We start from the raw sequence: 24,752 nt of genomic DNA on the forward strand, positions 1-24,752 counted from the left end.
TTAATGAAAATATTGTGTAATATTTCCGTCAAAAATGTAATTCTAAAGTTTTTAATGTTAATTTAATTTTTAGTAATAACACTTGTTATTTGCATTTCAACGTTTTATAAATGAGTTTGCAAAAATGTATTCTGCAATCGTTGTATATTGCTAGAAGATATAACTAAGAATTTCTTAAAGACTATTTTTATTGATGATTAAAATTACTGAGAAGTTTCAATTAACTTTTATACTGATTTTTCTGTTTGTTTCAGCAAATAAAGTATATGGACAACTTGGGTTTTGCTCAGGAAACTCCGGAGATCCTATTTTTACCGAAACATTTGGGGCAGGTTTAGCAAGTGTCGAACTTCCAGCTGAAACCACAACATATTTATTTGCAAATAGCGGACCTAATGATGGTTTTTATACGGTTTCGAACAATTCTAATGCTTATGGTTGGCATGTTATAAATGATCATTCGTTAAATGATAACAATGGTAGAATGTTAATTGTAAATGCCAGTTATACTGCTGGTGAATTTTATAAAACCTCGATTACCGGACTTTGTGAAAATACAACTTACGAATTTTCTGCATGGATGTTGAACCTTTTGCCTGCTTCTGGTTGTAGCGGCAATGGCATTCCAATAAATGTAAAGTTTCAAATTTGGGATAGTAGCGATACTAATTTACTAGCGAGTGGAGACACTGGAAATATTTACGGGACTTCAAGTCCTAATTGGGAGCAATATGCCTTGGTATTTCAGGCGTTGTCAGGACAAACCTCAGTTATTTTAAAAATGATTAATAACGGAGTTGGTGGATGTGGGAATGATTTGGCAATAGACGATATTGTTTTTAAATCCTGCGGAGATTCTGTTACCGTTATTGATGAACAAGATAATAGTCAAGCAAATTTGTGTAAAGACCAATTGCCCTATTTTACTCAACTTTCAGCACAACCAGATTATTCTATTTTTTCGACACATTTTTATCAATGGCAACAGAGTGATGACGGTGTAGTTTGGGAGGATATAGCTGGAGAAACTAATGAAAAGCTTAATATTTCAGCATTAATAGAAACAACATTTTTTAGAACAAAAATAGCTGAGGATCCTATAAATGTTAATAATGATTACTGTAACACGGTTTCCGATGTATTTGAAATTCAAATTATCGATTTCCCCGAAGCCCCGGTTAGTAACGGAGATCTGCTATTATGTGAAGACGATTTAACACCGTTAAGTGTAGCTTTTAAAAGTGGTATTTTGGTGAATTGGTATGATGCTGAAAATGGAGGAAATTTGCTTTTGGAAAATAGTAACACATTTAAGCCTATGTCCTCTGGAATTTATTATGCTGAAGCCCAAAGCGAAATAGCCGGCTGTGTGTCTCAAGAAAGGACAGGTATATCTGTAACGTATTTTGAAAGGCCTATAGTTTATGATGAAAGTTTAGAGTTTTGTGAGAACACATTTATTACTTTAAATGCAAATGTTGAAAATCCAACCAGTTTTATTACTTACCTATGGAATAATGGAGAGACTACTGAGGCTATTAGTGTATCGCAACCTGGAATTTATTCAGTAATGGTTTCAAATAACAATTGTACAGTTACCAAAACAGTTGAACTTATTCAAATTGATAACCCTGTTATTTACAATGTTATTTCCGACGGAAGCAATATAATTGTTAAAACAGCTAATGAAGGGAACTTTTTGTATTCTATTGATGGTTTTTCTTTTCAATCAAATAATGTTTTTTCTGCTTTAGATGGTGGAATATACACGGTTTATGTAAAAGAAAATAGTTGTACGGAAGTATTAACCTCTAAACATTTGCATTTTTATATTCCAAAGTATTTTACTCCAAATGGCGACGGTATTCATGATAAATTCAATCTTAAAGGAATAGAACATTATAATAGTTATAGTGTTTCTATTTTTGATAGATATGGTAAATTATTAAAATTCGATTCTGAAGGTGCTTTTTCTTGGGATGGTACATTTAATAATGTTTTGTTACCATCAGGCGATTATTGGTATATAATAACAATCGAAGATCAAAAATTTACTGGGCATTTTACACTTAAGCATTAGTTAATCATTATACATGTTAACAAGTAAGTTTCCATTAGTATCAAGGGAAGCTCTGTACATGCCTGCTGTATTGAATTCCATAGCAATATTACCGTGTTTGTCGACCCCGATAATGCCGCCATCGCCACCTAAGGGAGCAACTTTATTTTGTATTACTTCTCGGGCTGCTTCTTCAATAGATAAACCTTTGTATTCCATTAAAGCAGAAATATCATGAGCGACCACCGAGCGTATAAAATACTCGCCCCAGCCCGTACACGAAATAGCGCAGGTGTTGTTGTTGGCATAGGTGCCGGCTCCTATAATTGGCGAGTCGCCAATGCGTCCCCAGCGTTTGTTAGTCATACCCCCGGTTGATGTACCCGCAGCGAGATTTCCGTTTTTATCCAGTGCGACACACCCTACAGTCCCGAATTTGGAATCTTTTATAGTTTCATCGTAAAATGCGATGTGTTCGGAAGCTTTCACTTTTTGGAGCGATTTAAAACGGTTTTCGTTATAAAAGTAAGACGGATGGACAATCGTTAAACCTTGCTCGTGGGCAAATTGTTCGGCGCCTTCACCAGAAAGCATGACATGTGGCGAGTTATCCATAATAGCTCGTGCGAGATTAATCGGATTTTTAACGGTTTTTGTACCTGATGAAGCTCCGGCATTTAAGGTTTTGCCATCCATAATAGATGCGTCGTGTTCGTTGGTTTCGGCATTGGTAAATACGGCGCCTTTACCGGCATTGAACAGCGGAGAATCTTCTAGGACGTTAATGGTGTTTTGCACAGCATCTAAACTGCTTCCTCCGTTTTTCAGAATATTATAACCAACTTTAATGGCTTCTTCTAGTTTTGCTTTGTAAAGGGCTTCGGTTTCTGACGACATGTTTTTCTTCAAAATCGTTCCGGCTCCACCATGAACAACGATGGCAAATGGAGGATTTGGGGTATGTGGTTCTACTGGTTTTTCAGTTGTTTTTTTACAGGAGAAACAACTGAGGATGACGAAGAGTAAGCCAATGAGTTTAGTCATAATAAAAAGGTTCAAGATAATCTTAAAGGTAATGTTTTCTGTTAAATTTTAATACACTGCTTAAGTGTTTCAGATTAAAGCTGATAAACGTCATGTTTTGCAGGGGTTGTAATTTGTATCTTGAAAATTAAAATATAGTTTTTGAAATGAATAAAATATTGGATCCTATAAATCGATTTATAAAATCTTCCAATTCCGGAAGTTTTTTACTGTTATTTACTACGGCATTGGCTTTACTTGTAGCTAACTCTCCTTGGAGTGCTATGTATCATGATTTATTAAAAAGTGAATTTACTTTTGGATTTATTCACAATGGATTTGAATTAACAGAACCCTTTTATCTTTGGATTAACGATGGCTTAATGGCTATTTTCTTTTTTCATGTAGGACTTGAGATTAAACGAGAAATATTAGATGGCGAATTGTCTTCCATAAGGAAGGCGTCATTACCTGTTGTTGCTGCATTAGGTGGCGTTATTATTCCAATAATTATATATTTAAGTATGGCTTCCACCCCTGAATTAAAATCAGGTTGGGGTGTGCCCATGGCTACAGATATAGCTTTTTCACTCGGAGTTTTAAAACTTTTTGGTAAACGTGTGCCTTTAGGGTTAAAAGTCTTTTTAACGGCTTTTGCGATAGTTGACGATTTAGCAGCCGTCGTTGTTATTGGGGTATTTTATGTTACCGATATTAATTTAATGCTCATTTTATATTCAGCGGTTATTTTATTAATAATGGTCATTTTAGGAATGAAAAAATATTTCTCTAAATTTATCTTTTTCCCCCTAAGCGTAGTCGTTTGGATACTGTTTTTAAAATCTGGAATACACCCAACCATTGCCGGAGTATTATTGGCCTTTACAATTCCAGCAACAAGAACAACAACATTAGACGGTTTCTTTGAAAAGATTAAAACCTCTTTAAAAAGATTTTCTGAAGAACGCGAACATATAAGAACACATCATATTTTAAAAGAAGAACATGTGCATGCGGCTATCGATATTAGAATGGCTTCAGAAAGTATTAATTCCCCGTTACAAAAAATCGAACATGATTTACATCCGTGGATTGTATTTTTTATCATGCCAGTGTTTGCTTTTGCTAATGCCGGAGTGACGTTAACCAGTGATTCTGAGATCAATTTTGGATTGGCTGTTCCAATCGCTGTAGCCTTAATTTTAGGTAAATTTATAGGTATTAGTCTGGCGTCCTGGCTGGCTATAAAAGCCAGAATAGCAAATTTGCCTGAAGGTGTAAGTTTTAAACATATTTTAGGAGCTGCTTTACTTGGCGGACTAGGTTTTACCATGTCCTTATTTATTGCCAATTTAGCATTTACAGATGAGGTTTTGTTGAGTTCTGCTAAAGTGGGCATTTTGGGTGGATCACTACTTTCCGGTATTTTAGGGTATTTGGTTATTAGGAGTTTAGTTAAAATAACTAAGGCTAAAGAAGAATAAATATTGGAGGAGTCTTCTGAAGAGATATTCGGTAAAACTGCTATTTAATTGGTATATTCGTAAATAATGTAAAAATTAATAATAAATCGATAAAATATGCAGGCAGAAACAGTAAGGTTTGGAATTGATAAAGCTCTTGAAAGTTTAGGAGTAAAAGCTGTAAATGAAGGCACGTCCACTGGGGCAAACCATTTTGGTTCAGGTGATTTAATAGCGAGTTATTCTCCAGTTGACGGTCAGCTTATAGCTCAGGTAAAATCAACGACCAAAACCGATTATGAAAAGGTTTTAGAAACGGCGACTTCAGCTTTTAAAACCTGGCGATTGATGCCGGCACCACAGCGCGGTGAAATCGTACGTCAGTTTGCTGACAAGCTTCGTGAGAAGAAAGAAGCCTTAGGGAAATTGGTCTCTTACGAAATGGGAAAATCCTATCAGGAAGGTCTTGGGGAAGTTCAGGAAATGATTGATATCTGCGATTTTGCCGCGGGCTTATCGCGTCAGTTACATGGGTTAACCATGCATTCCGAACGTCCGGGACATCGTATGTATGAGCAATATCATCCGTTAGGCGTTGTGGGGATTATTTCGGCATTTAACTTTCCGGTGGCTGTCTGGTCCTGGAATACCGCTTTGGCTTGGGTTTGTGGAGATGTGTGTGTTTGGAAACCGAGTGAAAAAACGCCGCTTTGCGGCATTGCTTGTCAGAATATCGCATCCGAAGTGTTTAAAGCCAATAATTTACCGGAAGGTATTTCGTGTTTAATTAATGGCGATTATCAGGTCGGAGAGTTTATGACTAAGGATACACGTGTGCCTTTAATATCTGCAACAGGATCAACCCGAATGGGGAAAATTGTAGCTCAGGAAGTTGCCGCCCGCTTAGGGAAAAGTTTATTGGAACTTGGAGGAAATAACGCCATTATTGTAACACCGGATGCCGATATTAAAATGACAGTAATAGGTGCTGTGTTTGGTGCGGTTGGAACAGCCGGCCAGCGTTGTACGAGTACACGTCGATTAATTATTCATGAAAGTATTTACGATCAGGTGAAAACGGCTCTTGTCGATGCTTATAAACAATTAAGAATAGGAAATCCGTTAGACCAAACCAATCACGTTGGTCCATTGATAGATGTAGAGGCGGTAAATTTGTATAAGAAAGCTTTAACAGCGGTTGTTGATGAAGGTGGAAATTTAGTGGTCGAAGGCGGTGTATTGTCTGGTGAAGGCTATGAAAGTGGTTGTTATGTAAAACCAGCCATTGCAGAAGCACAACCTGAGTTTAAAATTGTGCAACATGAAACTTTTGCACCGGTGCTTTACCTTCTTAAATATTCAGGAGACGTTGAAAACGCTATTGATATTCAAAATAACGTGGCACAAGGATTGTCATCAGCCATTATGACTAACAATTTAAGAGAAGCCGAGCGTTTTCTTTCCGTTGCAGGATCAGATTGTGGTATTGCTAATGTAAATATTGGAACCTCTGGCGCTGAAATTGGAGGTGCTTTTGGAGGCGAAAAGGAAACGGGAGGCGGTCGTGAATCAGGTTCTGATGCCTGGAAAGTGTATATGCGACGTCAAACCAATACCATCAACTATACTACTGAATTGCCTTTAGCACAAGGTATTAAATTTGATTTGTAGATTAAACCAAAATATTGCCTTTAAACTTTTTCAATATTCTGTAGTCTAAAGTGTTATGGTGTATTAATTAATTTCTTATTTATGAAGCTTAAGCATATTCAACATTTATATTGGCGTGCAGGATTTGGAATATTGCCAGAAGAATTATCTGCTTTGGCTACTCTTAAAAAGGAAAAAATAATCGATAATCTTTTTTTAAATTCCAAGAAATTAACCCCATTGAAGATAGATACATCGGAGTTAGATGTTATTTTAAATGGGGACAATAGGCTGTCTTCAAGAGATAGAAAAAGAATTCAAGATTTAAGTCGTAAAAAAAGTTTAGAGTTAAATGAAGCATGGATTTTACGACTGATGAATCCTTCAGAACTTCTACGAGAAAAAATGACACTTTTTTGGGCTAATATTTTTGTCTGTGAAGATAACAATACAGTGTATACTCAGAGGTACAATAATACTTTACGCCGATATGCTTTGGGTGATTTTAAGGAATTTGTTAATGCTGTTTCAAAAGAGGCAGCCATGACCAAATATTTAAATACTAAGCAAAATAAGAAACAAAAGCCCAATGAAAATTTTGCCCGAGAACTTATGGAGTTATTCACATTAGGAGAAGGGCATTATAGAGAAGAGGACATCAAGGAAAGTGCTAAAGCTTTTACAGGCTATAGTCATAATTTAAAGGGTGATTTTGTTTTAAGGCATTTTAATCATGATGATTCGATAAAGTATTTTTTCGGAAAGTCAGGCAATTTTTCCGGCGAGGATATCATAGATATTATCTTAGAACAAAAGCAATGCGCGAAATTTATTTGTGAAAAAGTATATAGTTATTTTGTTAATGATTCATTAAATCAAACGCACATCAATCAGATGGCAGACGTGTTTTATGGTGATTATAACATTGAAACATTAATGCGATTTGTTTTTAGCTCAGATTGGTTTTATAATTCAGAAAATATCGGGAATAAAATAAAATCTCCAATAGAGTTTTTAGTGGGGATAAATAAAGTTGTACCCATAAACTTTAATAATTACAAATCGTTAATTTCTATTCAGAAGCAGATGGGGCAGGTGTTATTAGATCCGCCAAATGTGGCAGGATGGAAAGCGGGAAGAAACTGGATAGATAGCAATACTATTAGTTTTCGTCTAAAATTACCATCTATTCTACTTAATGATGGTTATATTTCACAGGCGAGATTAGGAGAATCAGACGCTATGATAGTCGTTAGAAAGGAAGCGTTTAAAAAACAACTAGAGAGGAAATTTAAAGTTCAAAATAATTGGGAAATATTTCATGACAATTTTGAAAAAATAGAAGTAAATGATTTAGGAAACTACTTGTTGTTGTGTGACTTACATAGCAATACGAAAAGATATTTAAAAACCTTGAGTAGAGTATCGAAACAGGAATATTGTATTCAACTTATGTCTTTGCCTGAATATCAAATGTGTTAATTATGGAAAGAAGAAAATTTATTAAACAATCCTCTTTGGCTAGTAGTTTATTTTTTGTTCCGAGTTTTGTGAAGGCATTTGAGCAGATTTCAAGTAAGCAATTAGGGTATAAAAGGTTAGTTATAGTTCAGTTATCAGGTGGTAACGATGGGTTAAATACATTAATTCCTTTTAGAAATGATTTGTATTATAAAGAGCGGCCCTCTTTAAGTATTTCTGAAAATGATATCATAAAGCTTAATGATGAATTAGGGTTGCATAGTAGTCTTTTACCTTTAAAGAAGCTTTATGATAATGGTAATTTAACCGTTATAAATAATGTTGGATATCCCAATCCTGTGCGCTCACACTTTAGATCAATGGATATTTGGCAAACGGCTACCGATTCCAATAAATACTCTCAAACAGGATGGTTAGGTCGTTATTTAGATGAATATGCCGAACATCCTCATTTGGGAATTGAATTTGACGATAGTTTATCCTTGGTTCTAAAGGGGAGTAAGTTAAATGGCATAGCAACTAAAAACCCTCAAAGCTTATTTAATCTTTCTAAAGATCCTTATTTAAAACATTTGGGAAGAAATCTAAATGATACCCATTTGAATGAACATAATTTGGGATATTTGTATAAGACCATGATTGAAGCACAATCTTCGGCAAAGTATATTTATGAAACCACAAAAACGGTTTCAAATAAGACTGCATACCCTGATAATAAATTTGCAAGTCAATTGAAAACTACAGCTCAGTTTATAAATTCGGGAATAGAAACTAAAGTTTTTTATTCTTCTTTAGGAGGGTTTGATACACATGTAAACCAGTTGAATACGCAAAAGAGACTTTTAAAAATATATGCCGAAAGTATAGAGGCTTTTGTTGAAGATCTTAAAATTAATAATACTTTTAAAGATACTTTAATACTAACCTTTTCCGAATTCGGTCGTAGAGTAAAACAAAATGCCAGTATAGGTACCGATCATGGTACAGCGAATAATGTTTTCGTAATTGGGGATCAGCTCAAAAAACAAGGATTATATAATGATTCTCCGGATTTGAACAACTTAGATGAAAACGGTGATTTAAAATTCGAAATTGATTTTAGAACTATTTACGCAACTGTATTAAATAAATGGTTAGAGGTAAATGATGAAAAGATTTTAACCAGATCATTTAATCACTTGCAATTCCTGTAAACTAAAAGACCTTGTTTCAGTTCGAGCAAGCTCACTTAGAAACAAGGTCATATCTTAAAAAGATTAATAGCAGTTCAAATATAATGAATTTTCTTATACGATGTGAATTTTTTATATTAATTTCAAATTAAGAAACATTTTGTTAACTATATTTTACTTTTCTTAAAATTCTAATAGTTTCTTTATAAAGTTGGTATAACGATTCGCTATAATTTCTCAAATAAGGTTTGGCCTCGTTTAATTTGTCTATCGCTTCATGAAATAAATTGAAATAACAGATTAAATAGGTAACCGGTAAATTTTTTAAATCGATTTCTTCATTCGGAGTTAAGGTTAATCCTTTTTTTAATTTTTCTAAAATGGTATTGTTAGTGTTATAAATGTGATGTAGCACCTTTTTATCGTATTGCGGTGGTTCAAACAGTAATTTGGAGTCAATAGTGTAACTGGCATTGTTTTCAAAGCGTATGGTGGTTTCTTCCAGTTGATAGTATTTATTGATATTTTGAAATCCCAGATTCACGTATTCCACGATGCTAAAGGAATCCTCGTCTATAGTTATGGAAACTTCATCCAGAGCAGAAAAAAAGAGTAAAACCTGTTCGTTAATAAGTTTAATATCGACTCTAGAATAAAAGGTCTCATTTTTGACGACTTTTTTTTGCCCGGACCAGCAAACTACAAAATACTCCTTAAAAACCTTGTATTGCGGATTGTAGTCTTTGTGCAAATTCATAAAGTCGAAAACCCCGTTTAAGGTGTGCTCTATGTTATTTTGCGCATTATTTTCAATGGCTTCAACTATTTTCGAGTTGATATCTTTAATTTCAATATCAAATACTTTAGGCATGCTCATACTGCCATCCCTAAAAAATACCGACCCACCATAGTATTTCCAGATGTTTTTTCTCAGTGAAGTAATCTTTCCGGTTGGTCTTATGGTTACTAAACCAACGACTTTGTCCTCCGGTAAATGCGGAAAAGACACATTTTCGTATTGAACAATTGGCGGATTGGATAAATATGCGTTGATTAGATTCTGAATCTTACTGTCATCAAAAAAATCAACCCCAACAATACGGTTGTCCTGATCTTCAACCCCAATTAAAATATAGGAATTGTTTTTAGGGTTACTGTTTGAGAGTGCACAAACATGTTTTAAAAATTTTGCCTTGCCTTCTTTAAAACTAATATCAATTTTACGCTTTTTGTCGTAAAAGCTATTTTCATCATTATGAGCTAATAGATGTTTTATAAGCAGGCGTTTGTTAATCATAGATTAGAGGTCTTTTTTCACAGTAGTACTATTGGCTTGTGCTTTTGGAAAGATAAGCATATCGGCAATATTAACATGATCTGGGCGAGAAATAACAAAGTAGATGATTTCTGCAATATCTTGAGCCTGAAGCGCATCAAATCCTTTGTAGACATCGTTGGCTTTGTCGTCGCCTTTAAAACGCACTTTAGAAAATTCGGTTTCAACCAACCCCGGATTAATCGCGCTGACTTTAATACCAAATGGGTTCAAATCAATACGCATACCTTCGGTAACGGCCAATACCGCATGTTTACTCGCACAGTATACGTTGCCTTTTGGATAAACTTCTTTTCCGGCGGAAGAACCTATGTTGATAATGTGTCCCGATTGACGCGCGGTCATTTGAGGAATAATAGCTTTACTCACATATAATAAGCCTTTTACGTTAATGTCCATCATGGCATCCCAGTCGTCAATGCTTCCATCCTGAATCGGGTCTAAACCATGAGCATTCCCTGCATTGTTGATTAAAATATCTATAGAATCGAAAGGTTTGGGTAAACTTTCAACGGCATTAAAAGTCTCTGCTTTATCACGAACGTCAAAGTTTAAAATATGCACCTCAGTTAAATGTTTTAATTCCTGTTCTAAGGATTGTAACCGTTCCAAACGTCGTCCGCATAAGACTAAATTAATACCGTGTTTTGCAAACTCATAGGCAGTGGCACGTCCAATACCACTGGTAGCTCCTGTTATAAAGGCTGTTTTTGTCATTGTAAATTTTAACTATAAAATCTGAGGATCAAGAATTTTGCAGTTTATATCTGTTTTTCTGCAATTCGTATATAAAAGTACTTAAAAACAAGATTAAATGGGTAAATTGTTTATCTGAATTTTTTAAAACGGAAAAGAATTTAAACCGTTGTTTTTATGCAATTGGGAGGCAATTTGGTCGGCGTGCATTCAAGAAACGGAAGTAGTATATAATCCGTATCTCATTTTGCCGCGTATATATAGCATAGTTAATCTAAAAAAAATTACCCTTATGAAAACTTTAAAACAGCTAAAATTTATTTTACCACTGTTATTATTAACGTTTGTTTTTGGTTGTAAAGACTCTGAATCTGATGGAGTAAGCGCCGAAGCACCTAAAATTTCAGTACGACTTGTTGACGCCCCTGGCGATTATGCTGCCGTAAATGTAAACATCGTTGATGTAATGATTAAAATGAACGACGACAGCGACAGCGACCAAGGATGGATGTCTCTTGAAGCTACCGGAGGAATGGTTAATTTATTAGACTTTACCGGAGGTTTCAGTAAAGTATTAGTAGATCGTTTCCCTATTCCAGCCGGAACATTAAGCCAAATGCGTTTAGTGTTAGGCGATGGAAATACTATTGATATTGCGGTAGATGACGAAGGAAACGTTGAGAATTACCCGTTAAAAACACCAAGTGCTCAGCAATCAGGATTAAAAGTAAAAATTGATGCTGTTATTGAAGAAGGATTCACTTATGATTATGTATTAGATTTTGATGTAGATAAATCTATCGTTATGGCAGGAAATTCAGATAATATCATTTTAAAGCCTGTTCTTTATGCAAGTGCAGAGGTAAGTTCTGGTATTATTGAAGGTACTGTAGAGCCAATGGAAGCGCTTCCGGCAATGGCTTCTGTATTGGTTGATGACATGGGAACTGAAGAAACAGAAGACGATTTTGTGATTTCTGCAATTACCGACGAAAATGGTGCCTTTGCATTATGGGGTGTGCCAGCCGGAACTTACGAAGTTATGGTTTCTCCAATTGATGGAGAATCAGATTACGGAAGTGCAAGTGCTATGGATGTAGTAGTTGTGAATGGTGAGATAACTGCAATTGCAGAGCCTATTGTATTAATGATGAAACCAGGTTCTATTTCAGGTACGGTTTTAGGGTTAGCTGAAGGTGTGAATGCAGAAGTATCTATTGTTGTAGATGACATGGGAACTGAAGATACTGCTGATGATGTAAAGATTATGGATACTACAGAAGCAGGAGTGTTTCTTTTAGAAGAAGTTCCAGCGGGAGATTATATAGTAACAATTTCAGCAGAAGGTTATGTAACGCAAACAGTTAATGTTACAGTAACTCCAGGAGCTGATACCCCTGCAGGAGAGATTACTTTAGTAGTCGCTGAATAATATTCAGTAAAACACTTAAAAAATTAAAAGCAATGCAATTCGCATTGCTTTTTTTTGTTTTAACCTATTATTAACTTCTTAAAAATTTTATTTTAACCTATTATTAACAGGGTTCGTAGAAAAAAATTAACAATTTGCATGGGTCGAATAAGCGTATTATATTCGGCTTTTAAAAATTCTAATATGATGGAAGATACAGGTACTATTGATATTAAGACAATTAACGAAAAAATAGAAAAAGAAAGTGCTTTTGTTGACTTATTGATGCTTGAAATGAACAAGGTCATTGTCGGACAAAAATACATGGTCGAAAGATTACTTATCGGATTACTTGGTCAAGGGCATATTTTATTAGAAGGTGTGCCTGGTCTGGCAAAAACCTTAGCGATTAACACGCTGTCGCAAGCGGTTCACGGTAGTTTTAGCCGTATTCAGTTTACACCAGATTTATTGCCTGCCGATGTTACAGGAACTTTAATCTATAACATGAAGGTAAACGATTTCTCTATTAAAAAGGGACCTATTTTCGCCAATTTCGTATTAGCTGATGAGATTAACAGGGCTCCTGCGAAAGTGCAGGCGGCTTTACTTGAGGCTATGCAGGAAAAGCAGGTAACTATTGGCGACGATACCTTTCCGTTAGATAAACCATTCTTAGTAATGGCAACGCAAAACCCGGTAGAGCAGGAAGGAACCTATCCGTTACCGGAAGCACAGGTCGATCGTTTTATGTTAAAAACCGTTATCGATTATCCAAAAATTGCAGAAGAGCAGTTAATTATGCGTGCGAATTTAAAAGGGGCCTGGGAAAAAGTAAATCCTGTAGTTTCTACAGATCAAATATTAAAAGCACAAAAAGCAGTTCGCGAAGTGTATATGGATGAGAAAATCGAGAAGTACATTCTGGATATCATTTTTGCAACACGTTACCCAGAAAAATATAAACTAGCCGATTTAAAACCATTAATATCTTTTGGGGCATCACCTCGTGGTAGTATTAACTTAGCAACAGCTGCAAAATGTTACGCCTTTATCAAACGTCGCGGTTATGTTATTCCTGAAGACGTACGTGCTGTGGTTCATGATGTGTTAAGACACAGAATTGGTATTACTTACGAAGCTGAGGCTGAAAATGTAACTTCAGTAGATATCATCAATAAAATTGTAAACGAAATCGAAGTGCCATAGTAGAATCTGTTGCAGTTCGCTTGTTTATTAATGATGATTGAATAATGGATACAAAAGATTTACTAAAAAAAGTACGAAAAATAGAGATTAAGACACGTCGTTTGTCTGATCATATCTTCGGAGGAGAATACCATTCTACCTTTAAAGGTCGTGGTATGACGTTTAGTGAAGTTCGTCAGTATCATTTTGGCGACGATGTCCGTAATATCGATTGGAACGTTACTGCGCGTTATAACGAACCTTTTGTAAAAGTGTTTGAAGAAGAGCGCGAACTTACCATGATGCTTATGGTCGATGTGTCGGGTTCTGAGCTATTTGGTACCGATCAGCAGTTTAAAAACGAAGTGGTCACCGAAATTGCGGCAACCTTGGCCTTCTCGGCAACACAGAATAACGATAAAATCGGATTGATATTATTTTCCGACAAGGTCGAATTGTATATTCCGCCTAAAAAGGGGCGTTCGCACGTGTTACGCATTATTCGTGAATTAATCGAGTTCGAGCCGGAAAGTAAACAGACTAATCTCGCTGAAGCTTTAAAATTCATGCAAAATGTGATGAAGAAAAAAGCCATTGTGTTTGTGTTGTCTGATTTCATCGCCGATGATTATAATCACACCATGAAAATTGTTGCCGGTAAGCATGATGTGACCGGAATTCGCATATACGATAAGCGCGAGGAAGAGATTCCTAACCTAGGAGTTGTGCAAATGCAGGATGAAGAAACCGGCGAATACATGCTGGTAAATACATCGTCTAAAAAAGTGCGTTTGAACTACGCGAAATATTATCAGGAAAAAGTAAACTATTATAAAGAAAGCTTTAACAAGGCTGGAGCAGGAACTATAGATTGTCGTGTTGATGAGAGCTATGTTAAAAAAATGTTGGGCTATTTTAAACGAAGAGGATAAAGCATATATGAGTTACAAAATGAACATTATGAATCAAAAATCTAAAGGCCAAAACCTTCCGATTTCAATCTTGTTTTCTGTATCTTTTGTATTGTTTTCGTTTGTTGCTGGTGCGCAGGTTAAATCGACTATCGATTCTACGTCTATAAAAATCGGACAACAAATTACATATACGGTTTCGGTGGAAACCGATTCTACAAATCTGGTTGTTTTCCCCGAAGGACAAACCTTCAATCCGTTAGAGGTTATCGATTCTTATGATGTCGATACTTTAAAGAATCAGGATAAATTTAATCTGATTAAAAAATACGGCTTAACACAGTTCGATTCAGGGGCTTATACTATTCCGAGACAAAAAATTATTGTTGGTGATAAAACCTTTTTTACCGATTCGTTACAAGTTGAGGTGAGGAATGTGGTTGTTGATACTACAAAACAAGGACTTTACGATATAAAACCTATCATTGAAGTTAAAAAACCAGCAAGTAACTGGTGGAAATATGTATTGGTTGCTTTACTCATTATCGGTGTTATTGCGTTTTTAATTTACTGGTTTATCTGGAGAAAAAAACCGTTAACCGAGGAAGAAGAAATTGCCTTATTGCCCCCTTACGATCGTGCGAAACTGGCTTTGAAAAAGTTAGATGAAAGCCATTATTTAGAAAATGAAGAAATTAAAGATTATTATTCTGAGTTAACTTTCATCATTAGAAAGTACCTTGATGAAAAGGTTTACGATCGTGCTTTGGAAAGTACTACAGATGAATTAATCAGTCGCTTAAAATTATTGAAAGAGGGGAATCAGATTGATATCAGTCAGGATGATATTAGAAATCTGGAAAGCATTTTAAAACGTGCCGATTTGGTGAAGTTTGCCAAGTCTGCTGTCGATGTTGAGTTGGCTAAATTAGACCGTAACACCATTGACGTAGAAATCGATCACGTTAAAGAAGCGCTTCCTGAGCCAAGTGAGGAGGAAAAACTTCTGGATGAGCAATACAGAGCCGAACAGGAGCGTAAAAAGAAACGTAACAAAATCATATTAACTGTAGCCATTTGTGTATTTTTATTAACAGCAACCTTTGTAGGTTTTGGTATCAAGTATGGTTTTGGTTATGTTAAAGATACCATTATAGGGCATGAGACTAAAGAACTTTTAGAAGGTGAATGGGTAACCAGTGATTATGGTGTGCCACCGGTAACGATTTCTACGCCTAAAGTGTTAAGACGTACTACGCCGGAATTGCCAGAAGACATTGCACAACAAATTGAGTTAACTCAGTTTACTTATGGCAGTTTAATAGATCGTTTTTATGTTGTGGTAACGACTACTAAGATTAAAAATTTAGGTCAGAATCAAGATCAGGAGAATAAAATCGATTTGCAAAAAGCCTTAGATAATAGTTTGAAGGTTTTAGAACAAGCTGGAGCACAAAATATAGTTACTAAAAGTGAAAAGTTTACGACGCCAAATGGTGCTGAAGGATTAAAAGTATTCGGAACTTTAGACATGCCGGTTCCAAATACTGATAGACATGAAACAGCTAACTATGCTATTTTAGGGTTTACAGCAGGAAGTGTAATCCAGCAAATCAGCTTAACCTGGAAACAAAACGATACTTATGCCGATCAAATGGTAGAGCGTATTTTAAATTCAGTTGAACTTAAAAAATCAGAAGAGTAATGTTTGAAGGGATAGAATTTTTAAACAAAGAATTTTTCTGGTTACTGTTATTATTGCCGTTAGTCATTCTTTGGTACGTGTTTAAACACCATAAGCAAACCGCCGAGCTGAAAATATCAAGTATAAAAGGCTTTAAAGTGACTAATTCGGTATTGCCGAAATTCAAACATATGCTTTTTGTGTTACGATTATTGGCTTTAGGTTTGTTAATTACGGCTTTGGCTAGACCCCGCACAGTCGATGTGTCGACGAAAACAAAAACAACCCGAGGAATTGATATTGTTATGGCGATTGACGTTTCGGCGAGTATGTTGGCTAAAGATTTACGTCCTAATCGTCTGGAAGCTTTAAAAAATGTGGCAGCCGAGTTCATTAAAGGACGACCGAACGATCGTATCGGATTGGTGGAGTACGCTGGAGAAAGTTATACAAAAACACCAATTACCAGTGATAAAACGATTGTATTACGTTCTTTAAAAGACATCAAGTATAACACGGTTATTGAAGGAGGAACCGCCATTGGTATGGGATTAGCCACTTCGGTAAACCGTTTGAAAGACAGTAAAGCAAAGAGTAAAGTCATCATTTTGTTAACCGATGGGGTTAATAATTCCGGATTTATAGATCCCAAAATTGCCAGCGAGTTAGCGGTAGAATACGGTATTAAAGTGTATACGATTGGTTTGGGGACGAATGGTATGGCTTTATCACCAATTGCGATAGATCCAAGAACCGGCGATTTTCAATATGGGCGAATTCAGGTAGAAATCGATGAAGCTTTATTGAAAGAGATCGCATCGGTAACGGGAGGAAAATATTTTCGAGCAACCGATAATAAAAAGCTTGAAGATATTTACGAAGAAATTAATAAGTTGGAGAAAACAGAAATAGAAGAATTCAAATATTATAATTACGACGAGAAATTCCGTCCACTGGTGATTTTAGCAGGCTTAATGTTATTGCTGGAATTTCTGTTACGTAACACTATTTTTAGAAGTTTTGTTTAATTATACTAAGCAACTCCAAGGAAATTAAAGAGAGAATATGTATCAATTAGAAGAAAAAATATGGTTTTGGGTATTAGGTGTTATTCCGGTAATAATCCTATTCTTTTTGGTGCTTCAATTTTGGAAACACAGGGCACAGCGTAAATTTGCCGATAAAGAACTCCTAAAGCGTTTAAGTCCGAATACCTCATTGTTTAAATCGGTTTTAAAAGTGATTGTATTAAGTTTGGCGTTTGCCTCTTTATCGATTGCTTTGGTGAATCCAAAAGTAGGTTCTAAGTTAGAAACCGTAAAGCGTGAAGGTGTTGATATTGTTTTCGCTGTCGATGTGTCTAAAAGTATGCTGGCCGAAGATATTGCACCGAATCGTTTAGAGAAGGCAAAGCAGCTGGTAACGCAAATCATCAATAATTTAGCGAGCGACCGTGTGGGTATTATCGCTTACGCTGGAAAAGCCTTTCCGCAGTTACCTATTACTACCGATTATGCTTCGGCTAAAATGTTTCTGCAAGGCATGAATACCGATATGTTATCGTCGCAGGGTACTGCAATCAATGAAGCAATCAAATTAGCCACAACCTATTTTGATGACGAAGAGCAGACCAATCGTGTGTTAATCATTATTTCAGATGGTGAAGATCACAGCGAACAAGCGGCTGCTGTGGCCGAAGAAGCCAACGAAGAAGGCATTCGTATTTTTACAATTGGTGTAGGAGATGTGCAAGGTGGCCCGATTCCTGAAAAGCGTAACGGGGTACTTTTAAATTACAAGAAAGACAGCCAGGGCGAAACGGTTATTACCAAATTAAATGAAGAAACCCTTAAAACCATAGCCAGCGAAGCGAATGGTATTTACATAAATGGAAGGAATACCAATGAGGTTGTAGAAAGTATTCGTGACATTTTAAACAACATGGATAAAAAGGAATTTGAAACCAAACAATTCGCCGATTTTAAAGACCAGTTTCAATGGTTTTTAGGTTTTGCTATTTTCTTTTTATTATTGGATATTTTCTTATTAGACCGTAAAACGGCTTGGTTAAAGAAATTAAATTTATTTAACGAAAATCTTTAATTTCCGCGAAAGCGGAAATCTTATTCAAGGAATTTAAAAGAATATTTTATATAATTTTTAACTAACAAAAACATAGGGTTTTATATCTTAGAAATTATGAAAATGAAAAATATAATAGTAATCTTATTATCATTATTGGTTTGCAATGTTTTTGCACAGGATGACGATGCTCAAAAGCAGGCTTTGTTAGCGCAAAAAAAAGCGGATACTTATGTATATGAAGCCAATAATCTAATTCAGGATGACGATTTTATATCGGCTGAGATGGCCTATAGAAAAGCGGTTTCAGAACAACCATCGTCTGTTGCCGGTATTTATAATTTAGGAAGTTCATATATTAAAAAGGGAAATACAGATGAAGCCCTTTATCGTTTAGAACAGGCAGCTAAAACAGCAACGTCTAAATCTGAAAAACATAAAGCTTTCCATAATATAGGGAATGTGTTAATGGAAAACAAAAAGTGTAAAGAAGCGGTTGAAGCGTATAAAAATGCTTTAAGAAACGATCCTAGCGACGACGAAACACGGTACAATTTGGGTTTAGCAAAGATTTGTGCCGAGCAACAAAAAGATCAGGATCAGCAAGATCAAAACGAAAATGATCAGGATAACAAAGATAATCAGGATCAACAGAAAGATAAAAATCAGGAAAACAAGGAAGATCAGGAGAATAAGGATAACAAAGATCAGGGCGACGATAAAGACGATCAGAATAAAGATAACCAAGATAAAGGCGATCAGGATAAAAAAGACGGCGACGATAAAGAAAGTGACGATGGTAAGCCTAAAGATGAAAAAGATCAAGGTGAGGGTGATGAAAAAGAACAGCCACAACAGCCTAGAAAAGGTCAAATGTCGCCACAACAAATAAAGAATTTATTAGAAGCCATGAATAACCAAGAGCAAAAAGTTCAGGAGAAAATGAACGCAGAAAAGGTTAAAGGCGTGAAAATAAAAACGGAAAAAGACTGGTAAACGAATAGACGATTTATGGTTTACGAATTGCAATTTCAAGAGCAAACAAATGGTAAACAAGAAATCTAATATCGTATTTATGATGAAATTGATAAAGCACATAACCTTACTGTTAGTTGTATTATGTACAAGTGTACTAACAGCACAAGTAACCTTTGAAGCCAAAGTTAGTAAGCAAACTTTGGGCGTTAACGAGCGCCTGCGTATCGATTTTGAAATGAATCAGGATGGCGATAATTTCAATCCTCCCGATTTTTCAAATTTTACGGTGGTTGGTGGGCCAAATCAGTCGGTAAGTAACTCCTGGATTAATGGGGTGCGCTCTTATAAGAAAACCTACAGTTATTTTTTAGCACCAAAGCAAAGAGGAAATTTTACTATTAACCAGGCGTCTATTACCATAGATGGCGAAGTGTATAAAACGGTACCTATTAAAGTTGAAGTCACAGCAGCCGTCGATATTCCTAAAGACCCGAATAATCCGGATTACATAGCATCGGAAAGTGTGCATTTGGTAGCAGAGGTGTCTAAAGAAAATCCGTATTTAAACGAAGCCATTACGGTGGTGTATAAACTTTATGTATCCCCTACGGTAGCGGTAGATAACTGGAATGAAATCGATACACCTAGATTCAACGATTTCTGGAGTCAGAATATCGATACCCAAGGACAAAAAGTACAAAACGGAACGTATAAAGGTGAAAATTATCGCTTTTTAGTATTGCGTAAAACCGTATTGTATCCACAGAAAACAGGAGAATTAAACATTGAGCCTTTAACGTTAGATATCGCATTACGAGTACCAACCAACCGACGTGATATTTTTGGAGGCGTATTAATGACGCGTACCAATAGAACTGTGTCTGCTGGAAATAGATCCATTAATGTAAAAGCCTTACCGGAAGCTGGCAAACCGGCCGATTTTACAGGAGCCGTTGGTGATTTCAGTTTTGATGTTACGGCTTCAAAAAAAGAATTAAGCGCTTCAGAGTCGCTTCAGCTTAAAGTGGCTGTAAAGGGTAATGGTAATTTAAAGTTATTCAAGTTGCCAAAAGTGTCTTTACCAAGTTCACTGGAAGTTTATGAACCGGAACACAACGAAGATATCAGAACGAATTTATCCGGTATGCAAGGAAGCATTTCCGACAGTTATACGGTGGTGCCGCAATACAAAGGAAAATACCCGATCCCAAGCATTTCGTTTTCCTATTTCGATTTAAAAACGAAGAGCTATAAACGTTTGTCGTCTGATGAAATCGTCATTGATGTGTTGGAAGGGCCGACCAATAATGTGGCTTCAAATGCGAATACACCAGCAAGTAATGTTAAGCAGCCTATTATGCTAAACAACGATCAGTTTGCGTTTATAAAAACCGATACCGAATTTATAAGCACTTCAAGATCGAAGTTTTTCAAAACAAACCTGTTCTGGAGTTTATTGTTACTGCCATTTTTAGCAATTCCTTTAGCTATTGTAATTAGAAAGAAAAAAGCAGTTCGTGATGCCGATGTGTATGGTAACAGAATCCGTAAGGCCGATAAACTGGCGAGAAAATATTTGGGGCACGCTAAGAAATCACTAGGAAAAGAGGAAGAATTCTATATTGCTTTAGAAAAAGCATTACACAACTATTTAAAAGCGAAACTGCATATTGAAACCAGTGAGTTAAGTAAAGAAAATATCACGGAATTGCTTACAGAAAAGCAGGTAGAACAAGATGTGGTTAACGATTTCAAGGGCATATTACAAAGTTGTGAGTTGGCACGCTATACGCCTATTGATATTGTGACTATGCAGGAAGATTACGACAAAGCAGCGAAGACCATTTCGTTAATTGATAAACAAGCACGATAAGATGAAAAAGTTATTATGTACACTTTTGGTTTTAGTAAGTTTTGGAGTGTTTGCACAAAATCAGGCACTGTTTCAGCAAGCAAATACCTTATATAACGAGGGTAAGTATGCCGAAGCGATTGATAAGTATGAAGCCATTTTGGCTACTAAAATGGAATCGGCAGAGCTGTATTTCAATTTAGGAAATGCAAATTATAAATTGAATAATATTGCACCAAGTATTTATTATTATGAAAAGGCTTTACAGCTGTCGCCAAACGATTCCGATATTCAAAACAATTTAAGTTTCGCCAGAAACATGACCATCGATGCGATTGATATATTACCCGAAGGCGGTTTTTCTAAATTCGTTAAAAAGGTGACCAATACATTCACTTTCGATGGCTGGGCCAAATTGGCTGTAGCTTTTGTATTTTGTTTCGTCATATTGTTTTTAACATATTATTTTGCCTATTCTACCTTAAGAAAACGCATGGCGTTTATTGGTGCTTTTATCGCTTTAGGACTGATTTGTATTAGTCTGTCTTTTGCTTTTCATAAATTTAGTTTAGATAAAAAGGATCGTCCTGCCATTGTATTTGTTCAGGAGAGTAAGGTGAAGAATGAACCGAACAACAGAAGTGAGGAAGCGTTCAGGCTACATGAAGGTACCAAAGTGCAAATTTTAGATACAGTTGAAGACTGGAAAAAAATTAAACTTGCCGATGGAAAATCAGGTTGGGTGTCTGCAGAAGATATTAAAGCCTTATAACGTTTTTTAGACTACCTTTAATCCATTAATGGTTGTATATGAATTTAGATAGAGTTTTTGAAAACAATAGAAAATGGATTGAAAGTAAACTGGAAGTTGATCCTGATTACTTTGAAAGTTTAGGTGAAGGTCAAAATCCTGATTTATTATTTATTGGATGTTCAGATAGTCGCGTAACAGCTGAAGAATTGATGGGTTTAGGCCCAGGTGAAGCTTTTGTTCACAGAAACATAGCTAATATGGTTATCGCTACCGATTTGAATGTGATGTCGGTTATCGAATATGCCGTGATGCATTTAAAAGTGAATCATGTGGTGGTTTGTGGGCATTACGCATGTGGTGGAGTCAAATCAGCAATGCAATCTGCCGATTTAGGGATTTTAAATCCATGGTTACGTAATATTCGTGATGTATACCGACTTCATAAAAAGGAACTAAATGACATTACAGATGAAGAAAAAAAATACGAACGACTGGTAGAACTAAATGTTCAGGAGCAATGTGTGAATTTAATTAAAACATCAGCGGTTCAAAAAGCGGTACGCGAACGCGGTTTAAAAGTTCACGGTTGGGTGTTCGATGTACATACTGGAGAACTTATCGATCTAAAAATAGATTTTGAAGCGATTCTCGAAAAAATTAGAGAGATTTATCACTTAGATTAATCTAAGTCGTCTGGGTCTCCATTGTTGGTGCTTCCTCAGTGCCGTCTTCATCAAGAATGTTCTTCTTATTTAAAATACTTGGGAAAATCATAGGCGCCAAAGATTTTACAGGTTCGTAAAGCACGGAGTCTTCCAGGTTTTCCTCACTTGCAAACGGAAGCGTTTTGTTCATCGTATCAAAAACAATTAGAACGATGCTTAAAATCAACCCGATTTTTAAAGCGCCAAAAATACCACCAAGTACTTTGTTAACGATTCCTAAAGCCGCAAAGTCGGCTAGGCGTGTTAATGCTTTTCCGGCAATTGCAATTACTAGAACAATAATAATAAAAGTAATGGCGAATGCTACAATGTTAATGTATTTTTCATCCCAGTCTACGTTGTCTTCAACAAAACTTCCTGCATAATCACTAAAGTGAATCGCACCATAAACACCGGCAATTAAGGCAGCTAACGAGGCTACTTCAACAAATAACCCCTTTGAAAATCCTCTAATTAGTCCAAATAACAGTAAGGCCAGTAAAACGATGTCTAATACACTCATATTCTATCAGATTTTTAACAAATATAAATTAACTTTGCGACTTCGTAGATACAGACTACAAAACACATTTCAAAATGGCAAGAGACGAACAATTAAAAGAACGATGGGATTTGGTGGTAGATAAGCTTTCAAAGCAATTTGCCGATGGTGATACTCTAGATTTAGATGCTATTATTTACTTAATTGGTGTTCAGGAATTGGGACAGCCGCACCTTAAATTTAAAAAAGACCATAAGTTAGATTTAATGCATATTGCGATTTGCCGACTTTTAGAGCCTTACGGGTATTATGAGTTCGATTTTTACGATGACGATAAATGGCCGCACTATAAAGTAAAGGCAGAATTACCCCATTTAAAGGCCGGAGAGCAAAGTGTGTTAATGAAAGAGGCTATTGTAAATTACTTTTTAGAAGCCGAATATATTCAATAGATTTTGGGCGTTACCCTTTGGGGCGCGCTTTCTATTTCAATCTTTTGTTGCAAACAAAAGGATTTCCATTCCAATCGCTAACGCAAATAAACAAAAAATAGTAAATTTGCCATCATTTTAAGGATGTTATGATAGATAAGATAAAAGAACTTATAGCTGAAGCCGATGCGTTTAAAGCGGAAACTAAAGAAGAAGTTGAAGCTTTTAGAATTCAGTATTTAGGAAAAAAGGGGTTATTAAATCAGTATTTTGCAGAGTTTAAGAATGTAGCAAACGAACAGAAGAAAGAGTTTGGTCAAGCTGTTAACGCCCTAAAGAAAGCTGCTGAAGAAAAAGTAAATGCCTTAAAAGAGGAGTTAGAGAGTAAAGAAGAAGTAAAAGGGGTTTATGGCGATTTATCGCGTCCGGGGGAACCAGTTAATTTAGGAGCACGTCATCCGATATCTATCGTAAAGAATCAAATTATTGATATCTTTTCTAATATTGGTTTTAATGTAAGTGAAGGACCAGAGATAGAAGATGACTGGCATAACTTTACGGCATTAAACTTGCCGGAATACCATCCGGCACGTGATATGCAGGATACTTTTTTCATTCAAACGAATCCAGATGTGTTATTGCGTACACATACCAGTTCGGTGCAGGTGCGTTATATGGAAAAGAATCAACCACCTATTCGTACTATTTCACCGGGGCGTGTATACAGAAATGAAGCTATTTCGGCACGTTCACACTGTTTCTTCCATCAGATTGAAGGATTATATATTGATAAAGAAGTTAGTTTTGCCGATTTAAAACAGACCTTACAGTATTTCACCACGCAGTTATTCGGAAAATCAAAAATCCGTTTACGTCCGTCTTACTTCCCGTTTACCGAGCCAAGTGCCGAGATTGATGTGTACTGGGGATTAGAAACCGAATCTGATTATCGTATCACTAAAGGAACCGGCTGGTTAGAAATTGGTGGGTGTGGTATGGTAGATCCAAATGTACTTGAAAACTGTAATATCGATTCTAAAGAATATTCAGGATTTGCTTTTGGTGTGGGTATCGATCGTATCGCGATGCTATTGCATCAGATTAACGATATTCGTTTATTAAGTGAAAACGATGTGCGTTTCTTAGAGCAGTTTAAATCTGCTTTATAAAAAAATGAAAATATATATTGAATTAAGCTGGTGAGAAATCACCGGCTTTTTTATTACATATATTGTATATAGGATCTATGCCTATATAATAAAGAGTATTATGATTAGTATCCATTATATATAGTATAGTTTTGGCATTAAAAACTCCCACAGGAGTACTCAATACCCATTCGTCATTTAACAAATTCAAAAATATTCTTCATGT

Annotated in this window: 21 protein-coding genes; 17 read left to right on the forward strand and 4 right to left on the reverse strand. The window is 35.8% G+C overall.

Going from position 1 to position 24,752, the window contains the following annotated elements; all coding sequences use genetic code 11:
* The first annotated feature begins 193 nt into the window (after positions 1–193).
* Positions 194–2,080: a T9SS type B sorting domain-containing protein gene (locus ICJ84_RS15455; RefSeq protein WP_188217319.1), complete on the forward strand. Its 1,887-nt coding sequence runs from the start codon at positions 194–196 to the stop codon at positions 2,078–2,080.
* On the opposite strand, the gene ICJ84_RS15460 is transcribed toward ICJ84_RS15455, so the two are convergent.
* Positions 2,081–3,103 (reverse strand): isoaspartyl peptidase/L-asparaginase family protein, encoded by a 1,023-nt coding sequence (locus ICJ84_RS15460; RefSeq protein WP_188217320.1) that lies wholly within the window; start codon positions 3,101–3,103, stop codon positions 2,081–2,083.
* Positions 3,104–3,249: 146 nt separating this feature from the next.
* Between ICJ84_RS15460 and nhaA the strand changes: the two genes are divergently transcribed.
* The 4 genes from nhaA (at position 3,250) to ICJ84_RS15480 (ending at position 8,870) form a co-directional block, all read left to right on the forward strand.
* Positions 3,250–4,566 carry a Na+/H+ antiporter NhaA gene (gene nhaA / locus ICJ84_RS15465; RefSeq protein ID WP_188217321.1) on the forward strand — a complete coding sequence of 439 codons (1,317 nt, stop codon included), beginning with the start codon at positions 3,250–3,252 and terminating at the stop codon, positions 4,564–4,566.
* A 96-nt stretch (positions 4,567–4,662) separates the two neighbouring features.
* A complete protein-coding gene (gene amaB, locus ICJ84_RS15470) occupies positions 4,663–6,216 on the forward strand; it encodes an L-piperidine-6-carboxylate dehydrogenase (RefSeq protein WP_188217322.1) in 1,554 nt (517 codons plus the stop codon).
* A gap of 81 nt (positions 6,217–6,297) precedes the next feature.
* Complete coding sequence (locus ICJ84_RS15475) at positions 6,298–7,677, forward strand: DUF1800 domain-containing protein (protein WP_188217323.1); 1,380 nt, start codon at positions 6,298–6,300, stop codon at positions 7,675–7,677.
* A 2-nt stretch (positions 7,678–7,679) separates the two neighbouring features.
* Positions 7,680–8,870: a DUF1501 domain-containing protein gene (locus ICJ84_RS15480; RefSeq protein ID WP_188217324.1), complete on the forward strand. Its 1,191-nt coding sequence runs from the start codon at positions 7,680–7,682 to the stop codon at positions 8,868–8,870.
* Between the two features lie 142 nt (positions 8,871–9,012).
* Here the strand turns inward: ICJ84_RS15480 and ICJ84_RS15485 are convergent, their stop codons facing one another.
* Positions 9,013–10,146 (reverse strand): ATP-binding protein, encoded by a 1,134-nt coding sequence (locus ICJ84_RS15485; protein WP_188217325.1) that lies wholly within the window; start codon positions 10,144–10,146, stop codon positions 9,013–9,015.
* Positions 10,147–10,149: 3 nt separating this feature from the next.
* Positions 10,150–10,902 carry an SDR family NAD(P)-dependent oxidoreductase gene (locus ICJ84_RS15490; protein WP_188217326.1) on the reverse strand — a complete coding sequence of 251 codons (753 nt, stop codon included), beginning with the start codon at positions 10,900–10,902 and terminating at the stop codon, positions 10,150–10,152.
* A 271-nt stretch (positions 10,903–11,173) separates the two neighbouring features.
* Here ICJ84_RS15490 and ICJ84_RS15495 point away from each other — a divergent pair, with 271 nt between their 5' ends.
* The 10 genes from ICJ84_RS15495 (at position 11,174) to ICJ84_RS15540 (ending at position 22,424) form a co-directional block, all read left to right on the forward strand.
* Positions 11,174–12,313 (forward strand): DUF4382 domain-containing protein, encoded by a 1,140-nt coding sequence (locus ICJ84_RS15495; protein ID WP_188217327.1) that lies wholly within the window; start codon positions 11,174–11,176, stop codon positions 12,311–12,313.
* Positions 12,314–12,499: 186 nt separating this feature from the next.
* Positions 12,500–13,501, forward strand: coding sequence for an AAA family ATPase (locus tag ICJ84_RS15500; protein ID WP_394367630.1), 1,002 nt, complete (start codon positions 12,500–12,502; stop codon positions 13,499–13,501).
* Between the two features lie 44 nt (positions 13,502–13,545).
* A complete protein-coding gene (locus ICJ84_RS15505) occupies positions 13,546–14,412 on the forward strand; it encodes a DUF58 domain-containing protein (RefSeq protein ID WP_188217329.1) in 867 nt (288 codons plus the stop codon).
* 7 nt (positions 14,413–14,419) lie between these two features.
* Positions 14,420–16,096, forward strand: a complete 1,677-nt coding sequence (locus tag ICJ84_RS15510; RefSeq protein WP_188217343.1) for a BatD family protein — start codon at positions 14,420–14,422, stop codon at positions 16,094–16,096.
* Positions 16,096–17,103, forward strand: a complete 1,008-nt coding sequence (locus tag ICJ84_RS15515) for a vWA domain-containing protein (RefSeq protein ID WP_188217330.1) — start codon at positions 16,096–16,098, stop codon at positions 17,101–17,103. Before ICJ84_RS15510 ends, ICJ84_RS15515 begins: the two co-directional genes overlap by 1 nt.
* 37 nt (positions 17,104–17,140) lie before the next feature.
* Complete coding sequence (locus tag ICJ84_RS15520) at positions 17,141–18,178, forward strand: VWA domain-containing protein (protein WP_188217331.1); 1,038 nt, start codon at positions 17,141–17,143, stop codon at positions 18,176–18,178.
* Positions 18,179–18,280: 102 nt separating this feature from the next.
* Positions 18,281–19,153, forward strand: a complete 873-nt coding sequence (locus tag ICJ84_RS15525) for a tetratricopeptide repeat protein (RefSeq protein WP_188217332.1) — start codon at positions 18,281–18,283, stop codon at positions 19,151–19,153.
* Positions 19,154–19,235: 82 nt separating this feature from the next.
* Complete coding sequence (locus tag ICJ84_RS15530) at positions 19,236–21,008, forward strand: BatD family protein (RefSeq protein ID WP_188217344.1); 1,773 nt, start codon at positions 19,236–19,238, stop codon at positions 21,006–21,008.
* A 1-nt stretch (position 21,009) separates the two neighbouring features.
* The gene (locus ICJ84_RS15535) at positions 21,010–21,759 is read left to right on the forward strand and encodes a tetratricopeptide repeat protein (RefSeq protein WP_188217333.1); all 750 of its coding nucleotides are present in this window, start codon (positions 21,010–21,012) and stop codon (positions 21,757–21,759) included.
* A gap of 38 nt (positions 21,760–21,797) precedes the next feature.
* Entirely contained in the window at positions 21,798–22,424 is a 627-nt protein-coding gene (locus ICJ84_RS15540) for a carbonic anhydrase (protein ID WP_188217334.1), read from the forward strand.
* A 1-nt stretch (position 22,425) separates the two neighbouring features.
* On the opposite strand, the gene ICJ84_RS15545 is transcribed toward ICJ84_RS15540, so the two are convergent.
* Positions 22,426–22,968, reverse strand: coding sequence for a CvpA family protein (locus tag ICJ84_RS15545; protein WP_188217335.1), 543 nt, complete (start codon positions 22,966–22,968; stop codon positions 22,426–22,428).
* Between the two features lie 74 nt (positions 22,969–23,042).
* On the opposite strand from ICJ84_RS15545, the gene ICJ84_RS15550 reads away from it, so the two are divergent.
* Together ICJ84_RS15550 and pheS are read left to right on the forward strand one after the other, a co-directional pair.
* Positions 23,043–23,399 (forward strand): hypothetical protein, encoded by a 357-nt coding sequence (locus tag ICJ84_RS15550; protein ID WP_188217336.1) that lies wholly within the window; start codon positions 23,043–23,045, stop codon positions 23,397–23,399.
* Positions 23,400–23,527: 128 nt separating this feature from the next.
* A complete protein-coding gene (gene pheS / locus ICJ84_RS15555) occupies positions 23,528–24,547 on the forward strand; it encodes a phenylalanine--tRNA ligase subunit alpha (RefSeq protein WP_188217337.1) in 1,020 nt (339 codons plus the stop codon).
* Positions 24,548–24,752: the final 205 nt, after the last annotated feature.

It is taken from the genome of Aestuariibaculum suncheonense (assembly GCF_014596935.1).
Classification (GTDB): Bacteria; Bacteroidota; Bacteroidia; order Flavobacteriales; family Flavobacteriaceae; genus Aestuariibaculum; species Aestuariibaculum suncheonense.